This window comes from Streptomyces fulvorobeus, from assembly GCF_013167895.1.
In the GTDB taxonomy this organism is placed as follows: domain Bacteria; phylum Actinomycetota; class Actinomycetes; order Streptomycetales; family Streptomycetaceae; genus Streptomyces; species Streptomyces fulvorobeus.
Genome location: NZ_BLWC01000001.1, coordinates 697,554 through 718,976, shown reverse-complemented (window position 1 = coordinate 718,976; position 21,423 = coordinate 697,554). Strand labels below are relative to the sequence as shown.

The following is a 21,423-nucleotide window of genomic DNA, read 5'->3' as shown; positions in this document are numbered from 1 at the left end:
TGCCTACCGGAGGTTGTGGAAGTGACCTACACCGACCTGCTGCCCGAGTCCTGGCGCGGCGTCCTCGGCGAGGAGCTGCGGAAGCCGTACTTCAAGGAGCTCGCGGACTTCGTCGAGGAGGAGCGGGCCAAGGGGCCGGTGTATCCCCCGCGCGAGGAGGTGTTCGCCGCCCTCGACGCCACTCCGTACGAGCGGGTGAAGGTCCTGGTCCTCGGCCAGGACCCCTACCACGGCGAGGGCCAGGGGCACGGGCTGTGCTTCTCCGTGCGGCCGGGCGTCAGGACGCCCCCCTCGCTGCGCAACATCTACAAGGAGATGCAGGCGGAGCTCGGCCTGCCCATACCGGACAACGGCTATCTGATGCCGTGGGCCGAGCAGGGCGTCCTCCTGCTCAACGCAGTGCTGACGGTCCGGGGTGGGGAGGCCAACTCCCACAAGGGCAAGGGCTGGGAGAAGGTCACCGACGCGGTGATCAGGGCCGTGGCCGCGCGCCCGGACCCCGCCGTCTTCGTGCTCTGGGGCAACTACGCGCAGAAGAAGCTGCCGCTGATCGACGAGGAGCGGCACATCGTGGTGAAGGGGGCGCACCCCTCCCCGCTCTCCGCGAAGCGGTGGTTCGGCTCCCGCCCGTTCACCCAGATCAACGAGGCGGTCGCCGCCCAGGGCCACGAGCCGATCGACTGGCGCATCCCCGACCTCGGCTGAGCACCCTGCCCCGCCCGTGGGTGCGGGGGAGCCGGCAGACGGGGCCGGGCCCGTGCCTCAGCGGGTTTCCCCGCCGCGGAGGCTAGCGTCAGGACCACCGGAACGGGCCGGGACGGGCGCGAAGGAGACCGCAGTGACGGAGCGGCAGGAGGCGGCACGGGACGCCGTCATGACGAGGATCGGCCAGGCGATCATGCTGCTGCACGGCGGGGACCGGGAAGAGGCCCGGAATCGCTTCGGGGTCCTCTGGGCGGAGCTCGGCGAGGACGGTGACGCCCTGCACCGCTGCACCCTCGCGCACTACATGGCCGACACCCAGGACGATCCGGGAGATGAGCTGGCCTGGGACCTGCGGGCGCTCACCGCGGCGGACGGCCTGGCCGGGGAGCGCGCGGCCGAGGACCAGGACGCGTCCGCCGTGCGGGCCTTCTACCCCTCACTGCACCTCAGTCTGGCGGCGGACTATCTGAAGCTGCACCGCCCCGACGCGGCCCGCCTCCATCTCGACCAGGCGCGGGACACCGCCGGAGGGCTCGGACACGACGGGTACGGGGGAGGGGTGCGGGCCGCCATCGGCCGGCTGGAGCAGCGGATGCGCGAGCGGTGAGGGCCCGGCCCGCCGCACGCGGCGCGGGCTCCCGCCAGGTGCCCGGACCGGCGACCGCCGCCGGCGTGGTCAGCGGCCGTACACCTCCTCGCAGGTCCGCGCCTCGGTGCTCCCCGGCCGCCAGCTCCCGTACCCCCGTCCGATGGCGCAGACGTCCCTCCCGGCGAGTAGAGGGCCGGGTACCTTCGGCAGGACAGCGGGCGGCACCGGGGGCGCCGGTGCGGCGCCCGCCGGGGAGGTGGCTGGGCGGGCGCACGCTGCTGAGGTGCGCGTGCTTCGGCGCCACGCGGCCGGGGCGGGGCTGCGGCCGGGGTGCCGGCAGGGGCCGGGGCCGGGGAGACGGAAGGCGCGGGGTCCGGCAGTGCTTCGAGCGACTCCCGGACGGGTGGCTGCACGATCTGCGGGGCTGGGTCCTGGACGGCCCGGACGGGCCGGGCGGCCTCGGGCCAGGCCGGGAGGGCTGCCCGCGGCTCCACCGACACGCAGCCGGAGACAGCGGTGACGGCCACTCCCACCAGGAGCTTCGCTGTGATGCTGGTTCGACGCACCCGCCAACTGTGCGGGTGCGCGGGGCCGATGGGCAGCCCGCGGGCCGTGATTGGCCCGCACGGGTGACCCGGTCAGCCGGGCGACGCGGGCACACCCCCACCCGGACGGGTGGGGGTCAGACGCCGGTCGCGCCGTCGATCCGCTCCCGGACGAGGTCCGCGTGGCCGTTGTGCCGCGCGTACTCCTCGATCATGTGCGTGTAGATCCAGCGGAGGTTGAACTGCTTTCCGCTGCGGCTCAGGCCGACCGACAGGTCGTCGAGCCCGTACTTCGCCGCGTTCGTCCTGGCCTGTGCGATCTCGGCGAGCCAGGTCGCGCGCGCCTCCTCCCAGGTGTCGGACTCACCGGGGTGGAAATCGGCGTCGGGGTCCTCGTCCGTCCCGTAGATCGGCGGAGCGTCCTCACCGGTCAGGACCGCGCGGAACCAGCCGCGTTCCACTTCCGCCATGTGCCGCACCAGTCCGAGGAGCGTGAACTCCGCCGGGGGGACAGACGCCTTCCGCAACTGGGCGTCGTCCAGGCCCTCGCACTTGATGGCGAGCGTGGCGCGGTGGTACTCCAGCCAGCCTTCGAGCATCGGGCGCTCGGCGGCGTCGATGGCGGGTTCTGTTCGCTCGGGTGTCGTCATGCCGGTCATACTGGCCGATTGATCATGGTCGTGGCCAGGCGTTTACCGCTTCCGTGGAGCGAGCATCCCGTGCAGGAGCTCGGCGAGTCCCGTCCGCAGTTCTCCCTCGGTGGGTACCGAGCCGCTGTGCGAACCCGCGGCGCACGAGAAGATCATTCCCTCGCACCAGGCCACGAGGGACAGCGCGTGGCGTTCCGGCTCGGCCGATCCCGCCGCGGCCATCAGCGCCACCAGTGGCTCGCGGAACCGCCGGCCCGCCGCGTCGTAGTACGTCCGCAGCTCCGGGCGCCGGGTGGCCTCCAGGGCAAGTTCGTAGCGGCAGAGCGGATATTCGGGGTGGTGTGTCAGATAGCGGTGCAGTGCGAGCGCCAGACGGCCGGCCGTCCGGTCCGGATCGCCGGGGGCCGGAGGCCCGGACTCCGCCACGGGGCCCAGCACCTCCGCCTCGCGCTCGGCGAGCCGGCGCACGGCCGCCTCCAGCAGTGCCTGGCGGGTGCGGGCGTGGTTCGACGTCGAGCCCTGCGGCAGTCCGGCGTACTCGTCCACGGCGCGATGGGTGAGGCCCCGCATCCCCCGCTCGGCGAGAAGGGTGAGCGCGGTGTCGGCGATCAGGTCGGCGCGGGACCTGCCCGGGGTCCCCTCGGTACGTGTGGCCATGGAGCCAGCCTACCTGCGCAACTACATCTGTAGTACGGTGAACCCGTCACTACAGGTGTAGTTACGAGAGGGCGTCATGGTCAGGAACCACGCGGTGGTCATCGGCGGCGGCGTAGGCGGTCTCACCGCCGCCGCGGCCCTGCACCGGAGCGGCTGGCAGGTGACCGTGCTGGAGCGCGCTCGGTCACTCGAACCCGTCGGTTCGGCGATCAGCCTCGCGCCCAACTCCCAGCGCGCGCTGGACGTCATCGGGCTGGGAGACACGATCAGGTCCCTGGCCGCCTGGCAGGGCGAGGGCGGGCTGCGCTCCTCCGGTGGGCGCTGGCTCTCCCGTACGGACAGCGCGGCCGCCGCCGAGCGCTTCGGCGGCGAGCTGGTCCTGCTCCACCGCGCCACCCTGATCGGCATCCTCGCGGCGGAACTGCCCCCGTCCGCGCTCCGGACCGGGTGCCCGGCGGAGCTCGTCAGCCCGGGGAGCCCCGGCGGCCGCCGGGCGGTCGTCCGGACTCCCTCCGGCGACATCGAGGCCGACCTCGTGGTCGGTGCGGACGGCATCCGCTCGGCGGTACGCGGCACTCTCTTCCCCCGCCACCCCGGGCCCTCGTACGCGGGCTTCACGACCTGGCGGGCCGTGGTCCCCGGACTCGGGCGCCCCTTCGCCCCGCACGAGAGCTGGGGCAGAGGAGCCCTCTGGGGCACCCAGCCGCTCAAGGACGGCCGGGTCTACGCCTACGCGGGCGCCGTCACACCCGCCGGAGGCAGGGCCGCCGACGACGAGAAGGCCGAACTCCTGCGCAGGTTCGGTGACTGGCACGACCCGGTCCCCGCGGTCCTCGCGGCCACCGAACCCGGCCGAATCCTGCGCCACGACGTGCACCACATGGCCGAGCCCCTGCCGTCCTTCCACCGGGGCCGCGCCGTGCTGGTCGGCGACGCCGCGCACGCCATGGCGCCCATGCTGGGCCAGGGCGGCAACCAGGCCATCGAGGACGCCGTGGTCCTCGCCCACCACGTGGCGCCCGGCCCCGGCCTGGGGGAGGGCCTGGCCGCGTACAGCGCGGTCCGGCTGCCCCGTACGACTGCCGTGGTGCGCAAGTCGGCGCGGGTCGCCCGGGTGGTGGCGTGGTCCGGTGCCCCGGCCGTCGCGCTCCGGGACGCCCTCCTGGCCACCGTGACCCGCCTGGGCCCCGGGCTCGCCCTGCGCGCCCTCGACGGGATCGCCGACTGGCAGCCTCCGCAGCGCACGTATGCTGCGGAACCGAAGACGCGCACATGACAGTCGCGCGCGTACGACAGTGACGAGGGAGACCCCAGTGAAGGTCGGCTGTATCGGGCTCGGCGACATCGCGCGGAAGGCGTACCTGCCGGTGCTGAGCACCCTGCCCGGGGTCGAACTGCATCTGCAGACCCGCACCCCGGCGACCCTGGCCGCGGTCGCCGGGACCCACCGCATCCCGGCGCCGCAGTGCCACGCGGACCTGGATTCACTGCTCGCCCAGGGGCTCGACGCGGCCTTCGTGCACGCGCCCACAGCCGTACACCCCGAGATCACCGCCCGGCTCATCGCGGCGGGCGTCCCCACCTACGTCGACAAGCCGCTCGCCTACGACTACGCCGACTCCGCACGGCTGGTGGCGCTCGCCGAGGAACGCGCCGTCGGCCTGGCCGTGGGCTTCAACCGCCGGCTCGCCCCCGCGTACGCGCAGTGCGCCGAGCACCCGCGCGAGCTGATCCTCATGCAGAAGAACAGGGTGGGACTGCCCGAGGACCCCCGCACCATGGTGCTCGACGACTTCATCCACGTCGTCGACACCCTGCGCTTCCTGGTGCCGGGGCCGGTCGTCGGCACCGTCGTGCGGGCGAGGATCGTCGACGGGCTCATGCACCACGTCGTACTCCAGCTGTCCGGCGAGGGCTTCACCGCCATCGGCATGATGAACCGCCTCAACGGATCGACCGAGGAGATCCTGGAGGTGTCGGGCCAGGATTCCAAGCGGCAGGTTCTCAACCTCGCCGACATCGTCGACCACAAGGGCCAGCCCAGCGTGCGGCGGCGCGGTGACTGGGTGCCGGTGGCCCGGCAGCGGGGCATCGAGCAGAGCGTGACGTCGTTCCTGGACGCGGTGCGCGCCGGGCAGGTGCTCAGCGCCCGGGACGCGCTGGCCACCCACGAGCTGTGCGAGCGAGTGCTGCGGGACTCCCTGGAGCAGGCCGTCTGAGAAGCCGCAGCCCTTCGGCCGCCCCCAGCCCGGCCGGCAGGGCCAGGGCCGCGTACACCGCCCAGTCACCCACGCGCACATGGAGCGTGGTGCCCGTCGTGAGGGGTACGTCGAAGACGGCGGCGGCGCTCACGTCCGTGCCGAGGGGCGCACCCACCTTCTCGCCCCCCCCGGTCCGTACACCGCGCTCGTGCCGGTGAGCGTGGCGTGCACCATCGGCCGGCCGCTCTCGGCCGCGCGCAGCGCCCTCCGGTGGCCAGGCCGCTCGTCCGGACCAGGCCGGGCTTGGGACGAGCGACGCTAGTCGTGGTTGTGGGTGGAGGAGGTGTCGGCCGGGGGGACGGTCCGGCCGCCGTCGTGTCCGCTGAGTACGACCGCGAGCACCGCCACGACGACTACGGCGACCGCGAGCCGGCCGGTCAGGCGCAGGGTCCAGCCCGCGGGTGACCCGGTGCCCGGCCGGGGCAGGCGCTCCGAGCGGCGTGCGGGCCGCAGCAGCCGCAGCAGCAGGAGGGCCGCGATCGGGATCTGGAGGAGCCAGACGCTCGTCCGGAACCACCCGTCGTACCAGACGTTGGTGCCGTAGAGGAGGGTGTGCCAGACGCTCAGGACGTACACGACGATCACGAAGCGGTGCAGCACCCGCCAGGTCCTGGGGCCTATGCGGTGCCGGACGTAGAAGAGCAGGCCGAGCGGGATCGCCAGGTAGAGCGCGGCCTGGCCCACGGGCATGGCGATCCGGCCGGTGCCGGAGTCGTACCCGCCCGGCACGAACGCCTCCACGAACGCGGTGGCGAGCGCCGAGTGCCATCGCGCGGTGTCGTGTCTCACCAGCTCGGCGGCGAAGAGCAGGGCGTGAGCCGCTATCAGCGCCATCGTGTTGAGGCTGGTGGTGCGGTGGAGGCGTTCGAGACGGGGGCCGGAGAGGGGCAGCCCGCGCGGGCGGGGGCCGGAGAGCAGCAGGCCGAGGACGACGGTGCCCCAGGCCCACAGCAGCGCGGACCAGCCGAACGCCTGGCTCAGGAAGTACATCCAGAAGCCGCCCGCGTCGGCCATGAAGGGCATGACGGAGACCGTCGAGGAGGTCTTGGCCCTGATCCGGACGTAGAGCAGTGCGAAGACCGCTCCGGTCACTGCGAGCGCCACGAGCCCGTCGGGCAGCGAGGCGCGCAGGTCGGAGCGCAGGGTGGGGCGCACGGGCCGGTCAACGGCGCCTGCGGCGGGGGCGTCGGGCTCGGCGGGTTCGGGGGCGGGTGGCGCTGGGGACGGCTTCATCGTGCTGCCTCTTCGGTCGCGTCGGCGGTGCGGCGGGTGCGGTCCCGGGCCACCAGGCGTGCGGGGGAGCGTCGTTGGAGCAGTCGGGCAGGGGGTGCGGAAAGTTCCCCCGGGTTTGATGTGATGTGGATCACAGGAGGAGCGTGTCCGCTCATAGTGGGTCAACCAGCCCGGTGTCAGGACTTGATGGTCTTCTCGTGACGGCGGGTGGCGCTGGCACGATGGCGGTCATGGGGGCCGGACCCGCACTCCGCTTCGTACGCGCCGTGTTGTTCGCGGTGGTGTGCGTCGCCGTGTCCGGACTCGGGCACGCGCACATGTCCGGCGGGTCCCTTCCGCTCCCCGCTCTCGCGTCGGCCCTGCTGCTGGTGACGTGTGCCGGTTGGTGGCTGGCGGGAAGGGAACGGACCGCCTGCGCCGCCGTCGCCGCGAGCGCCGTCGGGCAGGTGTTCCTGCACGCCTTCTTCAGCTCGCTCCCGTCCGCCGCGCGGGAACGGCCGTACACGGCCGGTGAGCCGCCCGTGTCCGCCGTTCACGCGTACGCCGTGCACCACTCCGGCGCGGTCGACCACGTGGCGCACGAGGCGACGGCCGGCGCCGTGCCGGGCCCGGGCCTCCTGGAGGCGTTCGACGGTTCCACGCTGAGCGCGGGCATGGCGGCGGCCCACCTGATCGCCGGTCTGCTCTGCGGCTGGTGGCTGTGGCGCGGTGAGGCCGCGGTCGTCCAGCTCGCCCGCTCCCTCGCCCTGTTCGTCCGCGCACCCCTGGCGACGGCCTGGCGGCTCTGGGACGCCGGCCCGCCCCAGGCACCACTCACGCGGTGGCGCCCGCGGCGCAGGCCGGGGCGCCGTCTCCAGGAACTCCTGCTGCTGCACGGCCTGTCTCTGCGCGGCCCGCCCCCGCACGTCCTTCCCGTCCGGCCCTCGTTCGCCCACTGACCCGCCGGGCGGCTTACGGGACGTGTGCGCCGCTCGTGCGCACGCGCCCGTGTCAGGCATGCCGGCTCCACCCCCTGACGTACGCCGGCAGGGGGTGGAGCCGGTCCGAGGAGCCCGTGTGAAGACGCCGCGGCTCCGCGAACAGACACGAAGGACGTGCTGTGATGAGCCCTGCCCCGACACTAACCCCCGCCCCGGAGCCCTCCGCCGCCCGGAGGGTCCCCGCCCAACAGCGTGATCTGCAGATCACCGGCTGGGCACTGGCCGCCGGCTGCGGCGACCGTGAGGCGGCCGAGCGCTTCGTCCGGGCGACGTACGAGGACGTACGCCGCTTCGTCACCTACCTCGGCGCCGACGGCCCCGCCGCCGAGGACATGGCCCAGGAGACCTATCTGCGGGCCATGACCGGCCTGGCCGGCTTCGCGGGACGTTCCTGCGCGCGCACCTGGCTGCTCGCCATCGCCCGACGCGTCGTCATCGACGGGTACCGCACCGCTTCCGTGCGGCCCCGGATCGCCGACACCGCCGACTGGCAGGCCGCGGCGGAACGCGCCCAGCCGCGGCACACCCCGGGATTCGACGAGACCGTGGCGCTGTTCGACGCGCTGCGGACCATGGACGCGGCGCGGAGCCAGGCATTCGTCCTCACCCAGCTGATGGGCATGTCGTACGAGGAGACGGCCGACACCGCGGGCTGCCCGATCGGCACGGTGCGCTCCCGGGTGGCGCGCGCCAGACGGGATCTCGCGGCGGTGTGGAGCACGGAACCGTCGATACCGGCCGCCTGATCCCTACTGCCCTGACCGGACAGGCTCGCCGGGCTTCTCCGGCGGCCTCCGGCTCCCGCGTCGCCGGACGCTCCCCCTGAGCGGCCCCGTCCGGCGACGCAGGAAGCACACCGGAAGGATCACCGCCTGGAGGCACACGGCCACCCAGAACCCCCCGGCCGAGCCTGCCGCGTCCGCCGCCGCGTACACCTGACCGCCGACGACGCCGCTCGCGAAGGCGCCGATCCCCGCCGCCAGCCGTTGTCCGCCGAAGACCGCGGCGGGCGGCGCGGACGAACGGGCCAGCGCCTCCAGGTCGTTCTTCAGGAAGAGGACGACCTCCCCCAAACACATCAGCACGGCGCCCGCGCCGATCCCCGCGTACCCGCCGAAGCCGATGGCGGCCGTCCCGGCGGCCATCGCTCCGAAGCCCACCCGCATCGCGCTCGGGTAGGTGAGCGCGGCGATCCAGCCGGACAGCAAGGGCTGGGCGACCACCAGGAGAGCGGCGTACCCCATCAGGACGGCCCCGTAGAAGGCCGCCGAGGTGCGCGGCACCGCGTACAGGGCCAGGTAGTGCTGGAAGAACATGAAGACGTACACGGCGAGAACGGTCACGGCGAAGGGGGACGGCCCGGGACCCCCGCCGCGTGAGCCGCCGCTCGCGCCGCTCACCGGGGCCGCCGTTCCAGGGCCGGCCGGCGGCAGCAGCGCGTGCCCCGCACCGACGAGCGCGAACAGCAGCGTGACGCAGGAGAACAGTACGAGCGGCGACCCCAGGACGAACGGCGCGGCGGCGGGCGGCCCGAGGGCCATGCCCGCGTTGAACGCCGAACTGCCGGCCGACAGCACCCGCGGACGCTCCGCCTCGGTGGCGCCCTCCACCAGGTACGCCTTGTTGGCCGGCAGATAGAGGGCGGCCCCGCAGGACACCAGCAGCAGCGCCCCGATCGAGACCACCGCGCTGTGCATCCCCGGCAGGAACGCCGCGAATCCCGCCGTACGCAGCCCGAGCGCCACCAGCATCGTCGCCCGCAGACCGATCCGGCCGGTCACCGCCCCGGCCGCCGCGCTCCCGGAGAACTGCACCAGCGAGGCGACGGCCAGGACGACGCCGACCGTGCCGAGGCCAAGCCCGAGCCGCTGGTGCAGCAGCACCGACATGTACGGCAGGACCGCGAAGCTGCCGAGCGTGATCAGGAACGAACCGGCCAGCAGGAACACCTGCGGGCCGCTGAACCGCCCGCCGGCCCCCGCCTCACGGCCCACCGGTGACCACGGGCCGCACCCGGGTGGCCGCGCTCCACGCCCGGTGCTGCGCCAGCTCGGCCGTCGACGCCTCCGCGAGCACGATGCCCGTGCACCCCCGCTGGTCCCCTACGTGGGCCAGGGCGTCGCCCGGTTCCCTCGTGGGGTACCAGCGCACCGAGCCGGGGAAGGAGGCCAGTTCGTCCAGTCCGAGCCAGCCCTTCAGCACACCCGGGTGGTCGGCGTGCACGAGGACGAAGCCGAACGCCGGTCCCGCCCCGTCGATATGGGCGTCCATCAGGCCGGGCCGCCGGCCGAGCGCCTCCTCCATCATGGCCGTGTACACGTTGGTCCCCAGGGAGCGGCACAGCACCTCGCCCACCAGCGCACCGCCGATCCGCCGGTTGATCTCGACCAGCTCAGGACCCCGGGCCGTGAGGATGAACTCCACGTGGGCGAAGCCGCTCCGGTGCCCCGCCGCCGACAGGACCCGCCCGGCCCACTCCTCGATCCCCCGCCGTTCGGTGTCCGGCAGGGCGACGGGAAAGGCCGCGGCTTCCTCCCGTACCGCCGGCTGCCGGGAGGTCTGGCGGCTCAGGACACCGAGCAGCCGGATGGCGCCGTCCCAGCTGAGCGTCTCCGCGCTGTACAGCGGCCCCGACAGGAAGCCCTCCGCGAACAGCGAGCCCATGAGCGTCTGCCGGCCCGCTTCCGCCAGCGCGTCGCGCAGCGCCTCCTCGTCATGGACGATCCAGACGTTGCGCGAGGAGGTGCCGGCCGAGTCCTTGAGCACCGCCGGCAGACCCACCTCACGCAGGATGTCCCCGGCCGCTCCCACGCCCGCCCCCACGCGCACGGCGCCGCTGCGGCTCAGCCCCCGGCGGTGCAGCAGGGCACGCACCCGGTGCTTGTCGCGCAGCAGCCGCACCGCTGCCGGGTCCGGCCCCGGCAGCCCGAACTCCGCCGCGAGATCGGCGGCCGGCACGCTCCAGGTGTCGGTCGTGTTGATCAGACCGGCCAGCGCGGGGACGGTGGCCAGCGCCCGGCGGACCGCGGCCGGATCGTGGGTGTCGACGTCGACGACGGTCAGCGCGTCGTCGGGGAGGCCGGCCAGTTCGTGCCCGTACACCGACCGGTCCCCGGTGAGCAGGCACAGCCGGTGCCCGGTCTCCTCGGCCGCCGAGACCATGCGGCCCAGGCCGAACGAGAGCGCTTCGAGTGCGGCGAGCGTCATGACGTCAGCTCCACGGTGGATACGGACACGGCGGCGCCCTCGTCGGCACAGCGGGCGCCCGGCGGCGCGGCCCGTCCCGCCCACTCCATGACCGACCAGGGAGGGCGCAGTTCAGCGAGCGACGCGATGGGCAGCGGCCGGAGCCCCGCCATGTCCCGTGCCTCGGCGTGCCGGGAGAAGACCCGCTCCGCGTAACGGTGGCCGGTGTCCGCGCCGAGCACCAGGTGGAGGCGTTCGGGATGCCTGGCCGCCTCCCACGACGCGACCAGATGAGCCGCTCCCGTGGACAGCCCGGCGAACACCGCGTGCTGCCGCAGCAGGCCGACGGCCCCCGCCATCGCGTGCCGGAAGTCCAGCCAGTGCACGGTGTCGTACAGCTCGTGGCGGACGTTGCGGAACGGGATGGAGCTTCCGATACCGGCGATGATCGCGTCCGGGTCGTTGAACTGCTCGCTGCCGAACGTGACGCTGCCGAACGGCTGGACGCCGACCAGGCGCACCGCGCGCCCGGACGCCCGCAGGGCCTGGGCGAGTCCGCCGGTGGACGCTCCCGTGCCCACGGCGCCCACGACGGTGACCGGTCCCTCGGGCAGAGCCCCGGATACGAGCTCCGCGCACTCCTGGTACCCCTCGTAGTGGACGGCGTCGTGGTACTGCCGCATCCAGTGGAAGTCCGGCCGGTCGGCGAGGAGCGCGCGCACATGGCGCACCCGGCGTTCCTGGTCGAGCCGGAGGCTCTGCGAGGGGGCATCTGATCGACGGTGGCACCGAGGATCTCCAGCTGGGCGCGCATCACCGAGTCGACCGTCGTGGACGCCACGATGTGGCACCGCAGGCCGTAGCGGTGGCAGGCCATGGCGAGGGCGAGCGCGTAGATGCCGCTCGAACTGTCGATCAGCGTCTGCCCCGGCACGATCCGGCCCCGCCGCAGCAGCGAGCGGACGGCGCCGAGCGCCGCGTACACCTTCATCGTCTCGAACCGGGCGAGCACGGTGTTGCCGTCGAGCCGGATCAGGTCGGGCGCCTTGACGGCGTCGGTGATGTGCTCATGGACGGACCGGCCGCCGACGGAACCGGCGTGGGCGGCGGGAGGGCTCACCTCCGGCCGGGGGCTCACGGCCGCCGCCCGCGGACGATCAGGCGCTGCGAGCGGTGGTCGTACCCCGCTCCGTCGAAGCCGCCGAAGCAGTCGACGCCGGTGAACCCGGCCTTCTCGAACAGCGTCTGCAGTTCGTCGGCGCTGTAGAGCCACGAGGTCAGCGACGCCGTACGGGCGGAGTCGCCGTGCACCAGCGTCCAGTCGGTCCGCAGCCGCCGCCAGCTGTCGAGGACGGTGTCCCGCTGCACGACGTACGAACCGTCCGGCAGGTCCACGGCCTGCGGGCGCCCGATCCAGCCGGCCAGCACCTCCTTGCCCATGACGTCCACCAGGAGCTGCCCGCCGGGAGCGAGGCTCTCCCAGGCGTTGCGCAGCACCCGGAGGTTGTCCTCGGGGTCGTCGAAGTACCCGAAGGACGTGTACAGGTTGAGTACGACGTCGAAGGCGCCCGGAGCCGTGTACGTCAGCATGTCGGCCTGGGCCAGGCGGACTTCGGCCCCCGCCCGCGCGCAGGCGCTCCGCGCGCGGTCCAGCATCGAGGGGAGAGGTCGACGCCCGTGACGGCGTACTCGCGGCGGGCCAGCGGCACCAGGAAGAGCCCCGGCCCGCAGCAGAGATCGAGTACCCGGCAGCCCGGCGGGAAGTCCAGCAGAGGTGAGGACTCCACCAGGGCCGCCGCGGTCGCGGTGCGGTCGGCGGAGAACATCGTGGGTGCGAAGTCGGACCACAGGGAGTCGTCCTCGTACCAGTGCATGCCTGTCGGCCTCCTCCTGGGCCACGCGGGCCCCTGATACCGCTCGTGTCACTGTGCTTCGTCCCAGTAGTCGGTGGATTCCGGCACCTGGTTCCCGGAGAACGCGACCGGGGACGAACATGTGGACGGGCGGGATCAGAGGCCGACCAGCCGCACCTCGGTGGCCTTGATACCGGCGAACACCTCACTGCCCTCACGCAGGCCCAGCTCCGCGGCGGCCGCCGGGGTGATCTCCGCGACGAGTCCGGCCACCCCCTCGCAGTCGACGAGGATGCGCAGACGGCTGCCGAGCGCGGTGATCTCGCGGACGGTGCCGGGATAGACGTTGCGCGGGCTGCCCCGCGGACGCTCGCGGTGCAGCGCCACCGCTTCCGGGGCGATGACGGCCAGCGCGTCGGTGCCGGCCGCCAGGGGATCGGCGGCGACGAGGTGCGCGCCGCCGCTCAGCGTGAGGCCGCCGGACGTCGCGGTCCCGGCCCACGCGTTGCTGCCGAGCATGCGGGCGACCCACGGCGAGCGCGGATGACGGGTGACCTCGGCCGGAGGGGCGTCCTGGACCACGCGGCCGTCCTCCAGCACCAGGACCCGGTCGGCCAGTGCGACCGCTTCGACCGGATCGTGGGTGACGATCAGGCAGACCCCGTCGAAGTCGTCGAGGTGGGCGCGCAGGGTGTGGCGGACCTGGGCACGCGTGGTCTGGTCCAGGGCGGCCAGCGGTTCGTCGAGGAGCAGCAGGCGGGGGCGGGCGGCGAGGGCGCGGGCCAGGGCGACCCGGCCGGCCTGACCGCCGGAGAGCTGGGCGGGGCGGCGGTGGGCGAGATGGCCCACCCCGAGCCGGTCCAGCCACCGCTGCGCCTCACGTCGCGCCCGCGCCCGGGGTACGCCACGGGCGCGCAGCCCGTACGCCGTGTTGGTCACCGCGCTGAGGTGCGGGAACAGCGCCCCGTCCTGCGGGACCCAGGCGACACCCCTGCGGTGCGGTGGCAGGGCGGTGACCTCGGTGGCGCCGAGGCGGAGTTCCGCGTGCGCCCTCGGGGTGAGCCCCAGCAGGGCGCGCAGGAGCGTCGTCTTGCCCGCGCCGTTCGGGCCGACGACGGCGATGGTGGTGCCGGGTGCGGCGTCCAGGGTGAGCTGGGTGAAGCCGGAGACCACCGCATGGAGCGGCCAGCGCTGTGCGGGGTCCGCCTTCTGGGACGGCACGGGGACCGGTGGCGGGTCCAGGGGCCGGGTGCTGTCGTCGGCCGCGTTCCGCGCCTCCGGGACCCGGCCTCCCGCCCCGCCCGTCCAGCGGCCCCGCAGGGCGACCAGCACGGCCATGGCGATGGCCAGCAGGAGCAGGGAAACGGAGGTCGCGGCCTCCGGCGATTCCTGGAGCAGCAGATAGACCTGAAGGGGGAGGGTCTGGGTGGTGCCGGGCAGGTTTCCCGCGAAGGTGATGGTGGCGCCGAACTCGCCCAGTGCCCGCGCCCAGGTCAGCGCCGCGCCCGCGGCGAGCCCGGGGGCGACCATGGGCAGGGTGACCGTCCAGAAGACCCGCAGGGGGGAGGCCCCAGGGAGCCCGCGGTCTCCTCGTAGCGGGGGCGCAGCCCGGCGAGCGCGCCTTCGAGGCTGATGACGAGGAAGGGCATCGCCACGAACGTGGCGGCGAGCACCGCCCCCGAGGTGTGGAACGGCAGCGTGATGCCGAAGGTCTCGTCGAGCCACGGCCCCAGCAGGCCCCGCCGCCCGAAGGCCAGCAGCAGGGCCACGCCCCGACGGTGGGCGGCAGCACCATCGGCAGCAGCACGAGCGAGCGGACCAGCGCCTTGCCGGGGAACTCCACCCGCGCCAGCAGCCAGGCCAGCGGCACGCCGAGGACCAGGGAGAGGCCCAGTGCCCAGAACGAGACCACCAGCGACAGCCGAAGGGCCTCGGTGACGCCGGGGTTCGTCAGATGGCTGCCGAGGTCTCGCCAGGACGTACGGGCCAGGATGCCGGCCAGGGGCATCAGCAGGAACGCGATCGCGAGCAGCGCGGGCACGGTCAGGGCCAGCGGAGCACGGGCACCTGTGGCGGGGCGGCGGAGGCGTCTCATCGGCGGTTCCTGCTCGGGTTCGGGGGCCGGGATGGGCTGGGGGCGGGCGGTTACGGCTGCTGGAACCCCTCCTCCCGGAGGATCTTCTGCGCCTGGGGCCCGGCGAGCCACTGCACGAACGCCGTCGCGGCCTCCGCGTTCTCCGACTGGCGCAGGGTGGCGGCCGGGTAGGAGGCGACGGCGTTCTGCGCGTCCGGGATGTCGACGGCGTCGACGCGGCCGGCGTCCGATGCGGCGTCGGTGCGGTAGACGAGCCCCGCGTCCGCCTCGCCGAGCGCGACCTTGCTCAGGACGGCGCGGACGTCCGTCTCCTGCGAAACCGGCTTCACGGTGAGCTTCCGGGCGTCCAGGATCTGCTTGCTGTAGCGGCCCACGGGTACCTCCGGGGCGGCGAGGACGACCTTCAGCCCGCTGCGGGTCAGGTCCTCCAGCCCTCTGATCCCCTCCGGGTTGCCCTCGCCGGTGGCGATGACGAGCCGGTTCTTCGCGATCACGGTGGACGGGCCCGTCTCGGACGCCAGCCCGTCCATGGTCCGCACGTCGGCGGTGACCAGGGCGTCCGCCGGGGCACCCTGCTCCACCTGGGCGGCGAGCTCCTGCGATCCGGCGAAGGAGAACGTCACCTCCGTGCCGGGGTGCGCCTTCTCGTACGCCGTGCCCGCCGTCCTGAACGCGTCGGTGAGGGAGGCAGCGGCGAGGATGGTGAGTCTCGTCCCCGGCGCTGCCGAGGCGTCGTCCCGGTCCCCGCCGTCGCTGCCGCACGCGGCGAGCGGCACGAGCAGGGCGACGGACAGCACGGTCGTGGCGAGACGCCGTCCGGCGAGAGCGGGATGCATGGGCAGGGACTCCTCTGGAACGGGCCGTACGGCCGGTGGCCGGACGGCTCAGCTGCGGTCGATGTGCACGCTGGTCGACTTCACACGGGCGGTGGCCCGCATCCCGACGGCCAGCCCGAGCTCCTCGACGGCCTCGCGGGTCAGCAGTGAGACGACCCGGTGCGGTCCGGCCTGGATCTCGACCTGGGCCGCGACGTCGCCGAGCTTGATGGCGGTGACGATGCCGGGGAAGGCGTTGCGCGCCGAGGTGAAGGAGGGGTCGTCCTCCTCGTTCCCGGGGCGCCCTACCTCGACGGCGAGGCCCGCGAGGTCGCGCCCCTCGATGAGACGGCGCCCGGCCTCGTCCCGGTGGGTGGCGACCCGTCCGGCATCGGCCCAGCGTCGGGCGGTGTCGGGGCTGACGCCCAGCAGACGGGCGGCCTGGCCGATTGTGTAGGACTGCATGTGCGGCAAAGTACCCGCCATATCCTGGCACCTGCAAGAACGATCCGGGGATTTCGGCGGTAAGTGCGAAGGTGCTCGGAGCATGCCCCAAAGGGCCGGAGGTCCGTCCGGGGCATTGACGCGGATGATGTTCGATTCTACGGTCCCGTTCGAGTCAACGACCAGTATTCGATATATCGAACATACCGACCGATCGAGGACCCATGCCCCGTTCCGCCCGCTTCACCCTCCACCCGGATTTCACCGTCGCCGACGTCGACCCCCGCCTCTTCGGCTCCTTCGTCGAGCACCTGGGCCGCTGTGTGTACACCGGCGTACACGAACCCGGCCACCCCTCGGCCGACGAGGCGGGACTGCGTACGGACGTCCTGGCCCTGATCCGCGAACTCGGCGTGACCGCCGTGCGCTACCCCGGCGGCAACTTCGTCTCCGGTCACAAATGGGAGGACTCCGTCGGACCCGTGGAGCAGCGCCCGCGCCGGCTCGACCTCGCGTGGCGCTCCACCGAGAGCAACCGCTTCGGGCTCAGCGAGTACATCGGCTTCCTCAGGAAGATCGGCCCGCAGGCCGAACCGATGATGGCCGTCAACCTCGGCACGCGAGGAGTCGCCGAGGCCCTGGAGCTCCAGGAGTACGCCAACCACCCCGCCGGAACGGCACTCGCCGCACTGCGCGCCGCCCACGGCGACAGGGACCCGTTCGGAATCCGGCTGTGGTGCCTGGGCAACGAGGTGGACGGCACCTGGCAGACCGGCCACAAGACGGCCGAGGAGTACGGCAGGCTGGCGGCCGAGGCCGCCCGGGCGATGCGGCAGATGGACCCGTCCGTCGAACTCGTCGCCTGCGGCTCGTCCCACCAGGGCATGGACACCTTCGCGGCATGGGAGGCCACGGTCCTCACCGAGACGTACGACCTCGTCGACTACGTGTCGCTGCACGCCTACTACGAGGAGACCGACGGCGACCGCGACTCCTTCCTCGCCTCCGCCGTCGACATGGAGTCGTTCATCGAGAACGTCGTCGCCACCTGCGACCACATCGGCGCGCGCCTGAAGTCCACGAAGAAGATCAACCTGTCCTTCGACGAGTGGAACGTCTGGTACATGTCCAGGCCCCGGCCGGAGGCCGAGGAGGGCGCCGCCGACTGGCCCGAGGCACCGCGCCTCCTGGAGGACAGCTACTCGGTCACGGACGCCGTCGTCGTCGGTTCCCTGCTGATCGCCCTGCTCCGCCACGCGGACCGGGTGGGCGTCGCCTGCCTCGCCCAGCTCGTCAACGTCATCGCCCCGATCCTCACGGAGCCGGGCGGGCCCGCGTGGCGGCAGACCACGTTCTTCCCCTTCGCCCTGACCTCCCGGTACGGGCGCGGGCGCGTCCTGGAGGTGCGTGCGGACTCACCGACGTACCGGACGGCGAAATACGGCGAGGTGGATCTCCTGCACGCCACGGCCGTGCTCGGCGAGGACGGCACCGTCACCGTCTTCGCCGTCAACCGGAGCCGGAGCGAGCCGCTGCCCCTCGACATCGCGCTCCACGGTCTCGGCCGGACCGTGGTCATCGAACACCTCGCGCTCAGCGACGCGGACCCGGAGGCCCGCAACACCCTCGACGACCCGGAGCGCGTCGCGCCGCACACCGTCGAGGGGACCACGCTCTCGGACGGCCGGCTGCGAACGGTCCTGGAACCGCTCTCCTGGAACGTCATCCGCCTGGGAGGCTGAGCCGGCCACCGGGCGGCCCCGGCCACCCCGGGGCCGTCAGGCGCCGTACAGCACGTCCCGCAGGAAGGAGTTGGTGAACCTGGCCGACGGGTCCAGCTCACGCGCCAGCGCCTCGAAGTCCGCCAGTCGCGGATACCGCTCCCGTAGCAGGCCCGGGCGGACGGTGAACACCTTCCCCCAGTGCGGACGCGGGGCGAACGGGGCGAGGCGCTCCTCCAGGAGGGCGAGCACCGGCAGCACGGCCGCCGTCTCCGGCACCCAGGTGAAGTGCAGGCCGACCGTGTCCCGGCCGTGGGCGGGGCTGAGCCACTGCTCGTCCCCGGCCATCGTGCGTACCTCGCAGACCTGGAGGACGGGCGCGATGACCTCCCGCATCCCGTCCAGCACGGTCAGCGCCGCCACCGCGTCGGTACGCGCTACCAGGTACTCGGACTGGAGTTCGGCGCCGCTGCTCGGGGTGAACTCCGCGCGGAAGTGCGGCAGCCGCTCGTGCGCGGGGCCGGGCACGCCCAGCTGCGGGGTGCAGTTGACTGCGGGCATCCCCGGTACGGGGTGGAGCTGCTCCACCGCGGGCGGCGCCCAGGGGAAGGCGGGCCGCGGTTCGTCCGCGCGGCACTTGACCCACACCTGCCCGAAGGACCGGTCCCGCCAGCGGGTGAACAGGCTCACGCTGTAGCCCGCGGAGGTGATCGCGTCGAAGTGCGCCAACGCGTCCGAGAGCCCGAGCTCCGTGTGGACGTACTGGCACACGTCGAAGCCGGAGACAAGGTCAAGGGTGAGCGAGGTCACCGCGCCCAGCGCGCCCAGCGCGACGACTGAGCCGGCGAAGCGCTCACCGTCCCCGTCGCGGCGCAGGGTCACCAGCTCACCTGCGGCGGTGAGCAGTTCCACCTCCCGGACCGCGCTGGCCAGCGGCCCGTTCGCATCACCCGAACCATGCGTACCGGTGGCGACGGAGCCGGCCACCGAGATGTGCGGCAGCGAGGCCATGTTGTGCAGGGCGAGACCCCGCTCGTGCACCTGCCGGGCCAGCTCGGCGTAACGCACTCCGCCCGCCACCCGCACCGTGCGCGCCGCGGTGTCCACGTCGACGGCGGGCGGCAGCCCGGCCAGCGACACGAGCACGTCGTCGCTGTCGGCGACGGTGTTGAACGAGTGCCCACTGCCCAGCACCCGTATCTGCCGCCCGCCCGCCACGACCTGCCGCAACTCGTCGAGCGAGGCGGGGCGCACCAGCTCACGGGCCGAGAAACGGACGTTCCCCGCCCAGTTCGTCACGGCCGTCCGCCGGTCGTCCGTCGTCATCGTGCGCCTCTCCCAGCTCTGGTTCACAACGGTTGATTGAATCGGCTGGTGCCGTGGAGCGGCCACCGGATACCCGGTGGCGGTCAGGGCACGAGGCTGTCGAGGTCGATGTCGAGGGGGATGGGGACGGAGACCTTCAACCGGTTGCGGTGGATGCCGGTGGCCACGTAGGTGCTGGTCATGGTGTCGAGTTCGTAGGTGTGGACGGTGGGGGCGCCGGTCTCGTCCTCGACGCGCCAGAAGTGGGGGATCCTGGCTTGTGCGTACTTGAAGGGCTTCAGCGAACGGTCGCGGTCCGCCGACTCCTCCGAGACGACCTCGATGACCAGGGCGACGTCCTCAGGCGCGTACCACGTCCGGTCGGGGTCGTACGGGGCGGTCGTGACCAGGATGTCCGGCTCGGGGCGGCTCTTCTTGTCGAGCCTGACGGTCATCTCACGCTCGGCGTCGAACCCGACGGGGGCGGCCTGGCGCAGGGCGAAGGTCAGGTTCTCCACCAGCCGGGCGTGCCAAGACCGCTGCGGCGACATCATGAAGATGAGGGCTCCGTCGATGAGTTCGGTGTGCCGCGGTGCCTGGGCGAGGAGGTCGAGGTCATCGGCTTCCCAGCCGCTGATCCTAGGCGGGATCATCCAGTCGGGGAGTTCGGCGGTCACGGCTTCCTCCAGGCGCCTCGAAGAGTTCAGGGGCCCTCATCCCGGATCGCGGACACGGGCGCAACGCTGGCGTCAGCATAGTCGAGCGACCGGATCTCTCACTCGGCCCGTGTGGGTCAGAGGAGCCGGAGGCCGGTGATCATCTCGGTGTGGATCTGGACGACGTGGTCCATGGACGAGCTGCTTCGCAGGAGTGGTGCACGTCAGCTTGAGCGCCGGGTCGAGGTCGGCCGACACCAGGCTTGCGATGTCGTCGAGGTCGCAGTGGAAGCCCCCCCGTCCTCGTGTTTTCGACGGCTCGCCAGGGACCTGGTCGGCAGCTCGGAGTTCACCCGGATCGCCCTGGACCCGGACGCCTGGCCCTACAGCCGGCCGACCTCACCGGCGATGCCTGGGACACGGGGGATGAGCGGCTGCGTTTCCTCGTGGCGAGGGTCGCGGCCTAGGCGGGACATGAACCTCAGCTGACCCGCTCCACCCTCTGTACGGAAGGTCCCGCACTGCCGTGCGGGACCTTCCGCGTCATCCCCTACTTTGCGGACGCGCACGTCCTAGTGGGGCGTATCCCGCCTCCCCGGGGGGAGATGAGTGGGAGATGATCATGGCGTGGTGCTGCAATCAGGCGCTAGGAAACGCTCGATAGCGCTACCTGTACGGCCCTGTTTCAGCCGCCGGATTCGCCCGCGTGCGGGCTCAGTACGCCGGCGCCGATCAGCACGAACAGCAGGATGCCCAGCAGCACGCGGTAGATGACGAACGGCATGAAGCTCTTGGTGGAGATGAATTTCATGAACCACGAGATGACCGCGTAACCCACGCCGAAGGCGATGAACGTCGCGAAGATCGTCGGCCCCCAGGACACATGGCCGCCCTCGCCCGCGTCCTTCAGTTCGAAGAGGCCCGAGGCGAGCACGGCGGGGATCGCGAGGAGGAACGAGTACCGGGCCGCCGCCTCGCGGGTGTAGCCCATCAGCAGACCACCGCTGATCGTCGCGCCGGAGCGCGAGACGCCCGGAACCAGCGCCATCGCCTGGCAGAAGCCGAAGATCAGGCCGTCCCTGATGCCCAGTTCCTTGAGGGACTTGCGCTCCCTGACCGCGCGGTGCTTACCGCCGGCCTCGTCGCGGGCGGCGAGGCGGTCGGCGATCCCGAGGACGATGCCCATCCCGATCAGAGTGGTCGCGATCAGACGGAGGTCGCGGAACGGCCCCTCGATCTGGTCCTTGAACGTCACTCCCAGCACGCCGATGGGGATCGAGCCGACGATGACCAGCCAGCCCATCTGGGCGTCGTGGTCGCTGCGCAGGGAGGCGTTCGTCAGCGAACGGAACCAGGCGGAGACGATCCGCGCGATGTCCTTGCGGAAGTAGATGAGGACCGCCGTCTCCGTGCCGATCTGGGTGATGGCGGTGAACGCCGCACCCGGGTCGTGCCAGCCCGCGAAAGCCGCGGTGAGCCGCAGGTGGGCGCTGGAGGAGATCGGCAGGAACTCGGTCAGTCCCTGAACGAGGCCCAGGACGAATGATTCGAACCAGCTCATGGGGCTAAGGCCATCCCGGAGGTGATCATGCATCGGCCGACGGACGTGAAAAGTCCGTCGGCACCGTGCGGAGTGCGGTCATCGAGGGACGGGACGGCTGCGCCCCGGAGATCCTTCGTCGGTCGCGGGCAGCGTATCGCCTGTCGGTGAACACGCTTCCTCCTGCC

17 protein-coding genes and 4 pseudogenes are annotated in these 21,423 nt (G+C 72.7%); 7 read left to right on the top strand and 14 right to left on the bottom strand.

Features of this window, described 5'->3' with window-relative positions; translation table 11 throughout:
• The first annotated feature begins 21 nt into the window (after positions 1 to 21).
• Both Sfulv_RS03095 and Sfulv_RS03090 read left to right on the top strand, forming a co-directional pair.
• Positions 22 to 705, top strand: a complete 684-nt coding sequence (locus tag Sfulv_RS03095; protein WP_173311032.1) for a uracil-DNA glycosylase — start codon at positions 22 to 24, stop codon at positions 703 to 705.
• Positions 706 to 838: 133 nt separating this feature from the next.
• Complete coding sequence (locus Sfulv_RS03090; RefSeq protein ID WP_173311029.1) at positions 839 to 1,312, top strand: hypothetical protein; 474 nt, start codon at positions 839 to 841, stop codon at positions 1,310 to 1,312.
• 664 nt (positions 1,313 to 1,976) lie between these two features.
• On the opposite strand, the gene Sfulv_RS03085 is transcribed toward Sfulv_RS03090, so the two are convergent.
• Positions 1,977 to 2,489 carry a DinB family protein gene (locus Sfulv_RS03085; RefSeq protein ID WP_173311027.1) on the bottom strand — a complete coding sequence of 171 codons (513 nt, stop codon included), beginning with the start codon at positions 2,487 to 2,489 and terminating at the stop codon, positions 1,977 to 1,979.
• Positions 2,490 to 2,531: 42 nt separating this feature from the next.
• Positions 2,532 to 3,146: a TetR/AcrR family transcriptional regulator gene (locus tag Sfulv_RS03080; RefSeq protein WP_173311025.1), complete on the bottom strand. Its 615-nt coding sequence runs from the start codon at positions 3,144 to 3,146 to the stop codon at positions 2,532 to 2,534.
• 76 nt (positions 3,147 to 3,222) lie between these two features.
• On the opposite strand from Sfulv_RS03080, the gene Sfulv_RS03075 reads away from it, so the two are divergent.
• Positions 3,223 to 4,422, top strand: a complete 1,200-nt coding sequence (locus Sfulv_RS03075) for an FAD-dependent monooxygenase (RefSeq protein WP_173311023.1) — start codon at positions 3,223 to 3,225, stop codon at positions 4,420 to 4,422.
• Between the two features lie 37 nt (positions 4,423 to 4,459).
• The gene (locus tag Sfulv_RS03070) at positions 4,460 to 5,365 is read left to right on the top strand and encodes a Gfo/Idh/MocA family protein (RefSeq protein ID WP_173311021.1); all 906 of its coding nucleotides are present in this window, start codon (positions 4,460 to 4,462) and stop codon (positions 5,363 to 5,365) included.
• On the opposite strand, the pseudogene Sfulv_RS30085 reads toward Sfulv_RS03070, so the two are convergent.
• Both Sfulv_RS30085 and Sfulv_RS03065 read right to left on the bottom strand, forming a co-directional pair.
• Positions 5,289 to 5,611, bottom strand: a pseudogene (locus Sfulv_RS30085) (apolipoprotein N-acyltransferase); the annotation flags it as partial. The gene Sfulv_RS03070 and the pseudogene Sfulv_RS30085 sit on opposite strands and share 77 nt — an antisense overlap.
• A 54-nt stretch (positions 5,612 to 5,665) precedes the next feature.
• Positions 5,666 to 6,640: a ferric reductase-like transmembrane domain-containing protein gene (locus Sfulv_RS03065; RefSeq protein ID WP_173311019.1), complete on the bottom strand. Its 975-nt coding sequence runs from the start codon at positions 6,638 to 6,640 to the stop codon at positions 5,666 to 5,668.
• 230 nt (positions 6,641 to 6,870) lie between these two features.
• Between Sfulv_RS03065 and Sfulv_RS03060 the strand changes: the two genes are divergently transcribed.
• Together Sfulv_RS03060 and Sfulv_RS03055 are read left to right on the top strand one after the other, a co-directional pair.
• Positions 6,871 to 7,578: a hypothetical protein gene (locus Sfulv_RS03060; protein ID WP_173311017.1), complete on the top strand. Its 708-nt coding sequence runs from the start codon at positions 6,871 to 6,873 to the stop codon at positions 7,576 to 7,578.
• Positions 7,579 to 7,742: 164 nt separating this feature from the next.
• Complete coding sequence (locus tag Sfulv_RS03055) at positions 7,743 to 8,366, top strand: sigma-70 family RNA polymerase sigma factor (RefSeq protein WP_173311015.1); 624 nt, start codon at positions 7,743 to 7,745, stop codon at positions 8,364 to 8,366.
• Between the two features lie 3 nt (positions 8,367 to 8,369).
• Here the strand turns inward: Sfulv_RS03055 and Sfulv_RS03050 are convergent, their stop codons facing one another.
• From Sfulv_RS03050 to Sfulv_RS03020, 7 genes and pseudogenes are all read right to left on the bottom strand, one after another.
• Positions 8,370 to 9,614 (bottom strand): MFS transporter, encoded by a 1,245-nt coding sequence (locus Sfulv_RS03050; RefSeq protein ID WP_173311013.1) that lies wholly within the window; start codon positions 9,612 to 9,614, stop codon positions 8,370 to 8,372.
• The gene (locus Sfulv_RS03045) at positions 9,604 to 10,827 is read right to left on the bottom strand and encodes an ATP-grasp domain-containing protein (RefSeq protein ID WP_173311011.1); all 1,224 of its coding nucleotides are present in this window, start codon (positions 10,825 to 10,827) and stop codon (positions 9,604 to 9,606) included. The genes Sfulv_RS03050 and Sfulv_RS03045 overlap by 11 nt, the downstream gene beginning before the upstream one ends.
• Positions 10,824 to 11,926, bottom strand: a pseudogene (locus tag Sfulv_RS03040) (pyridoxal-phosphate dependent enzyme). Before Sfulv_RS03040 ends, Sfulv_RS03045 begins: the two are co-directional and overlap by 4 nt.
• Before the next feature lie 14 nt (positions 11,927 to 11,940).
• A pseudogene (locus Sfulv_RS03035) lies at positions 11,941 to 12,680 on the bottom strand (class I SAM-dependent methyltransferase).
• Positions 12,681 to 12,815: 135 nt separating this feature from the next.
• Positions 12,816 to 14,754 (bottom strand): annotated as a pseudogene (locus Sfulv_RS03030) (ABC transporter permease).
• Positions 14,755 to 14,804: 50 nt separating this feature from the next.
• A complete protein-coding gene (gene modA, locus Sfulv_RS03025) occupies positions 14,805 to 15,590 on the bottom strand; it encodes a molybdate ABC transporter substrate-binding protein (RefSeq protein WP_173311009.1) in 786 nt (261 codons plus the stop codon).
• Positions 15,591 to 15,638: 48 nt separating this feature from the next.
• Complete coding sequence (locus Sfulv_RS03020; RefSeq protein WP_173311007.1) at positions 15,639 to 16,034, bottom strand: TOBE domain-containing protein; 396 nt, start codon at positions 16,032 to 16,034, stop codon at positions 15,639 to 15,641.
• Between the two features lie 203 nt (positions 16,035 to 16,237).
• On the opposite strand from Sfulv_RS03020, the gene arfA reads away from it, so the two are divergent.
• On the top strand, positions 16,238 to 17,755 hold the full coding sequence (gene arfA / locus Sfulv_RS03015; RefSeq protein ID WP_173311005.1) for an arabinosylfuranosidase ArfA: 1,518 nt from the start codon (positions 16,238 to 16,240) through the stop codon (positions 17,753 to 17,755).
• Positions 17,756 to 17,791: 36 nt separating this feature from the next.
• Here arfA and Sfulv_RS03010 read toward each other — a convergent pair whose 3' ends face one another.
• The 3 genes from Sfulv_RS03010 to Sfulv_RS03000 form a co-directional block, all read right to left on the bottom strand.
• Positions 17,792 to 19,060, bottom strand: a complete 1,269-nt coding sequence (locus Sfulv_RS03010) for an FAD-binding protein (protein WP_173311003.1) — start codon at positions 19,058 to 19,060, stop codon at positions 17,792 to 17,794.
• 83 nt (positions 19,061 to 19,143) lie between these two features.
• Positions 19,144 to 19,692, bottom strand: a complete 549-nt coding sequence (locus Sfulv_RS03005; protein WP_218900560.1) for a Uma2 family endonuclease — start codon at positions 19,690 to 19,692, stop codon at positions 19,144 to 19,146.
• Between the two features lie 688 nt (positions 19,693 to 20,380).
• Positions 20,381 to 21,256: an undecaprenyl-diphosphate phosphatase gene (locus Sfulv_RS03000; protein ID WP_173310999.1), complete on the bottom strand. Its 876-nt coding sequence runs from the start codon at positions 21,254 to 21,256 to the stop codon at positions 20,381 to 20,383.
• Positions 21,257 to 21,423 lie beyond the last annotated feature (167 nt).

Excerpts from the sequence above, each read along its gene's own strand:
- Sfulv_RS03085 (WP_173311027.1), bottom strand. The coding sequence starts at position 2,489 with ATGACGACACCCGAGCGAACAGAACCCGCCATCGACGCCGCCGAGCGC.
- Sfulv_RS03080 (WP_173311025.1), bottom strand. The coding sequence starts at position 3,146 with ATGGCCACACGTACCGAGGGGACCCCGGGCAGGTCCCGCGCCGACCTG.
- Sfulv_RS03075 (WP_173311023.1), top strand. The coding sequence starts at position 3,223 with ATGGTCAGGAACCACGCGGTGGTCATCGGCGGCGGCGTAGGCGGTCTC.
- Sfulv_RS03065 (WP_173311019.1), bottom strand. The coding sequence starts at position 6,640 with ATGAAGCCGTCCCCAGCGCCACCCGCCCCCGAACCCGCCGAGCCCGAC.
- Sfulv_RS03060 (WP_173311017.1), top strand. The coding sequence starts at position 6,871 with ATGGGGGCCGGACCCGCACTCCGCTTCGTACGCGCCGTGTTGTTCGCG.
- Sfulv_RS03055 (WP_173311015.1), top strand. The coding sequence starts at position 7,743 with ATGAGCCCTGCCCCGACACTAACCCCCGCCCCGGAGCCCTCCGCCGCC.
- Sfulv_RS03045 (WP_173311011.1), bottom strand. The coding sequence starts at position 10,827 with ATGACGCTCGCCGCACTCGAAGCGCTCTCGTTCGGCCTGGGCCGCATG.
- modA (WP_173311009.1), bottom strand. The coding sequence starts at position 15,590 with ATGCATCCCGCTCTCGCCGGACGGCGTCTCGCCACGACCGTGCTGTCC.
- Sfulv_RS03020 (WP_173311007.1), bottom strand. The coding sequence starts at position 16,034 with ATGCAGTCCTACACAATCGGCCAGGCCGCCCGTCTGCTGGGCGTCAGC.
- arfA (WP_173311005.1), top strand. The coding sequence starts at position 16,238 with ATGCCCCGTTCCGCCCGCTTCACCCTCCACCCGGATTTCACCGTCGCC.
- Sfulv_RS03010 (WP_173311003.1), bottom strand. The coding sequence starts at position 19,060 with ATGACGACGGACGACCGGCGGACGGCCGTGACGAACTGGGCGGGGAAC.
- Sfulv_RS03005 (WP_218900560.1), bottom strand. The coding sequence starts at position 19,692 with ATGATCCCGCCTAGGATCAGCGGCTGGGAAGCCGATGACCTCGACCTC.
- Sfulv_RS03000 (WP_173310999.1), bottom strand. The coding sequence starts at position 21,256 with ATGAGCTGGTTCGAATCATTCGTCCTGGGCCTCGTTCAGGGACTGACC.